The following is a 3,631-nucleotide window of genomic DNA, read 5'->3' as shown; positions in this document are numbered from 1 at the left end:
AAACTCATTTAAATCACTTTGCTATTAAGTACAAATTGATTCTTAGAGCGAACCAGATTGCTTGGCAGGAGCTTAAAAATATGGCAGCTTAAAATTGACCGTGCGTAACATGAGTAATTAAAGAAAACCAGATTGGTTGCTGCATCGAAAAATTGAGTTTTTGGAGTAAGCAAAAGTCCAAATTATTTTAGGACATAGTGGTTTTTAGGCGATTAAACTGTGAATTGCAAAAAACTAAAAGCTGAAGCAAGACTAAAAGCGACATTATCTTTTGGTTGCTTTAGAAGCGAGGGCCTTACCTGAGATTTAGATAATGAGATTTAGATAATATGGTGTAGCTCCAGTTTAGGATGGCTACACTATGGAAGGCAGATCAGGTTAAAGAATTGATAATTTACACCACATTAAAAAAACCATGCTCCTTTGCTTGTGTTGGTTCTGCTGCTGAAGTGGGTGCTGGAGGCATGAAAGCTGCGTTAGGCGCAATGCTTACTGCACTTAATTGTTTTGTCACATCATCGACAGTAGTGGTGGGGTATTGAGCTGAAAATGCCCTCTGCGCTACTGCAGTGATTGGAGCTAACTGAGAGTTGATATTAGCCAAAGGTTTTTCGGGTCTTTCTCCGCTAATATAACCGGCATTTTTTTCTCTAGCGTCTTGAACTGTTGATGAAATAATTTCCCGGGCAAGCAACTCCTCATTTAAAAAGCGCGAATATTCATTAACATATAAGGCAGCATTGGGATTTTTTTCAAAATAATATTGATATTCCGTTGGGCTTAACTTGCGCCCCAAAATATTATCCAAGGTGAATTTAGTCAATGGTAAATTCTCATCAAGTGCATCTAAATCAAAAGGATTAATGGCTGCAACTAACTGGCAAAGAAGCCATAGCCCTCGTGTATAAGGTAGTGCACTTCCTTGTTTTCTTTCCACCTCAAACTTTTCATCACTAAAATCATCCACTTCAGCTACATATTTAGCTTGAGCATCTACTTCTTTCATCCATTTCGTTTCATTATCCTCATTCGTACAGCTAATTAAGGTGAGGGGATGATTTTCAGGATGGGGACGATTAGCAATAAGCTTGGCAATTCGAGCGCCTCCCTCGTTGGGTTCACCATCATTAAATAAATAGTGAGCCCATTTACCTTCTTGTGCAAAGCCATCCAGTAGAGGTTTTTCTACAGGGGTTCCTGCTAGACGCAGACTGGCAAATTGGTTACGAATTTCCTGATGAGCGTATTCTTCAAACTCTTCAGGCGTCTTGCCATCGCGTATTAAAATAAATGGTTTTGCTCCATTAACATGCTTGTTCAAAAAGCGCAATTGAATATGTTCGATGGGCATATAAGCTAAAAAGCTCATCATCACATGCAGGCGGTCCTCTGCCTCTTGAATTCGAGTCATTTTTTCTCCCGGCCGAGGAGGGCGCCCGAGTCGGTTGGAAATTAAAGTCTTAACGGGTTCGGTGGCATCGAGTGCATCCACATCGGTAGGTGCGGACATAGAGCCACTGTCATCAATAAGGAAGTCTAACTTATATTCGCTCAACATCATTAATTTATTGAGCATACCTAAAGGAACTTCATACTTTGCAAAACGCTCGCCAACTTGATCCAGTAGCTCACCACCATCAAGTGGGGTGCGTGATTTATATTTTTGTAGCATGTAGTCATCTTGGAGCATTTCGATAGTATTCGCTGTGCTTGCAGATAAAGGAAGGGGAGGACCTAAAGTTTCTTGGACATGATCAATATCAGCCATTGAAGAAACCACAGCTAAGGGTGCATTTGACGCATTCACTGGGGTAGCGTGAGGAATTTCGGTTCCACCTGGGGGGACATAGTTAGGTTTTTTTTTCATCACCCCATTAATGGTAATGTATTTAGGCTCACTCATTGTACTGCTCCATGTTGGCGAGATTGTTAGATGCGTCGCAATCCCAGATTAAAGCTAAATTTATAGGGTCAACTATTTTTGCTCTATAAATAAACAGACATCAGGGGATTGCTATCATCATTGAATTAAATAATACAGTATAAAATAAACAAAAAAAGTTTAATATTGAGGGAGGATGGTAGGCGCTGCAGCCAATAAATTGATTTTTATATTACTCACCTGTTCCTTTGTAACATCATGTAAAATAGAACATTCTCGATTATTATAAAAATTCATATATTGGCCTAGCGCTCTTCCAGCTATTTTACATTTTAGCCATGGATCTAGTGTTAATAGTAGTAGCTATAGCCAAATCAATATCTTGTATTCTAACTGGAGTTGCATTGATTTGTGGATTAGGTCCAGCTTCAATATCAATTAGAACAGCTTGGGCGTCAACGGGAGTTACATATTCTGCTACGGCAAAAACAAGTTCTGCTGAGCCAAATTGTTCTGATATAAAATTAGCTGCTGCTTTTCTTTTTTCTGGATCTAGTGCAGCGGAACAACAACAACAGCATATGGTCATCAGTAGAACAAAAAGACTCGGAGAAGACAAAATAGCTCCACCAATGAGTTGGTCCTCAATTTTTGTTACCAAAGACAAATTTTGAACAAACGGAACCACCTTTTCACCCATGGGCATTGTCGCAAATAAGCATGATTGCTCAAGAATAAAACCACAAGCCTTTAGTGCAAATGATGTATTTTCCTTTTTTACTCCCAAAGTGGAACCAACAACTCCTACAATTGCGCCTATAATTGCCCCGCCTGCTAAGGCAGTTAATGCGCCTTTGTGAACAGGCTGATGACGTACAGCAGCACCAACAGAAAATAAGACAGTTTGTCCAATAGAGGTGTTGATCGCTGTACTAAACATACTATATCTATTTATTTCTTTTGGATCTTTTACATTTTGTTGATTTTGATGCGGCATTATTCGATTCCTATATCAAATTGAAGGCTAGATGATCATTAATTATACATATCGTGTTAAGTGTAAGTAAGTTGTGAGAGTGTGGCATGAAGATTGGTCATTAAAGGGTACTTTTAATTTGAGAGACATGGACATGTGAAAGCTGCGGTAAATAAAATTGTATAAATTATACTATAAAAAATATTATATACAATTAAATATAAATATTTTGAACTCCCTGGGGAGCCCAAGTGCTATGCTCCCCCATGACTGACGCCTTTTCGTATACCTTATATTTTTCCTGCGGAAAACATCTGCTCCTAAGGCTGCCAGAGACTAATCGCCTGAACCACCTTTATGCAATTTGCAAGTAAATCCGCTCTTTTAATAATAGAAACAATGACATATAGTATGTATTGAGTTCGGAATTTATGTAATTACGCTTTTAAAGAACCCTTGACAGCGTGAGCACTCAGTGTGCTAAGTTGTTCGAGGTCGAAGATGAGCAATAAATCAAGAAGGGGCCTGAGTATCCTATTTCGGTCAAGTTAAGTCTGATAGATTGCATCGTATATTTTCTTTCTACACGCTTTTAAAAGCTCCCTAACAGACTATCAATATATCTTACGAACAGGGAAGTTTTTAATAAGTTGGCCAGGGTCACCTCATGAAAAATTTTGAGATAAGATAGTGGTTAAAATAGAATCATCCCATCCAGCATTTTTTCTGAGCCGCTTAATAGATTGCCTTTTCATCTGATTTTTAGTTAATTG

General features: G+C 38.6%; 3 protein-coding genes. All 3 read right to left on the bottom strand.

Annotated elements, in window-relative coordinates:
* Positions 1-8: 8 nt before the first annotated feature.
* Positions 9-173 (bottom strand): hypothetical protein, encoded by a 165-nt coding sequence (locus tag ELY15_RS16280; RefSeq protein ID WP_158617510.1) that lies wholly within the window; start codon positions 171-173, stop codon positions 9-11.
* A 221-nt stretch (positions 174-394) separates the two neighbouring features.
* Complete coding sequence (locus tag ELY15_RS14510; RefSeq protein ID WP_127101274.1) at positions 395-1,903, bottom strand: hypothetical protein; 1,509 nt, start codon at positions 1,901-1,903, stop codon at positions 395-397.
* A 304-nt stretch (positions 1,904-2,207) separates the two neighbouring features.
* The gene (locus tag ELY15_RS14505; protein WP_127101272.1) at positions 2,208-2,879 is read right to left on the bottom strand and encodes a hypothetical protein; all 672 of its coding nucleotides are present in this window, start codon (positions 2,877-2,879) and stop codon (positions 2,208-2,210) included.
* Positions 2,880-3,631: the final 752 nt, after the last annotated feature.

This window comes from Legionella sp. km772 (assembly GCF_003989735.1).
Classification (GTDB): domain Bacteria; phylum Pseudomonadota; class Gammaproteobacteria; order Legionellales; family Legionellaceae; genus Legionella.
Note: the sequence above shows the minus strand (reverse complement) of the source record. Positions and strands in the feature narration are given on the sequence as shown.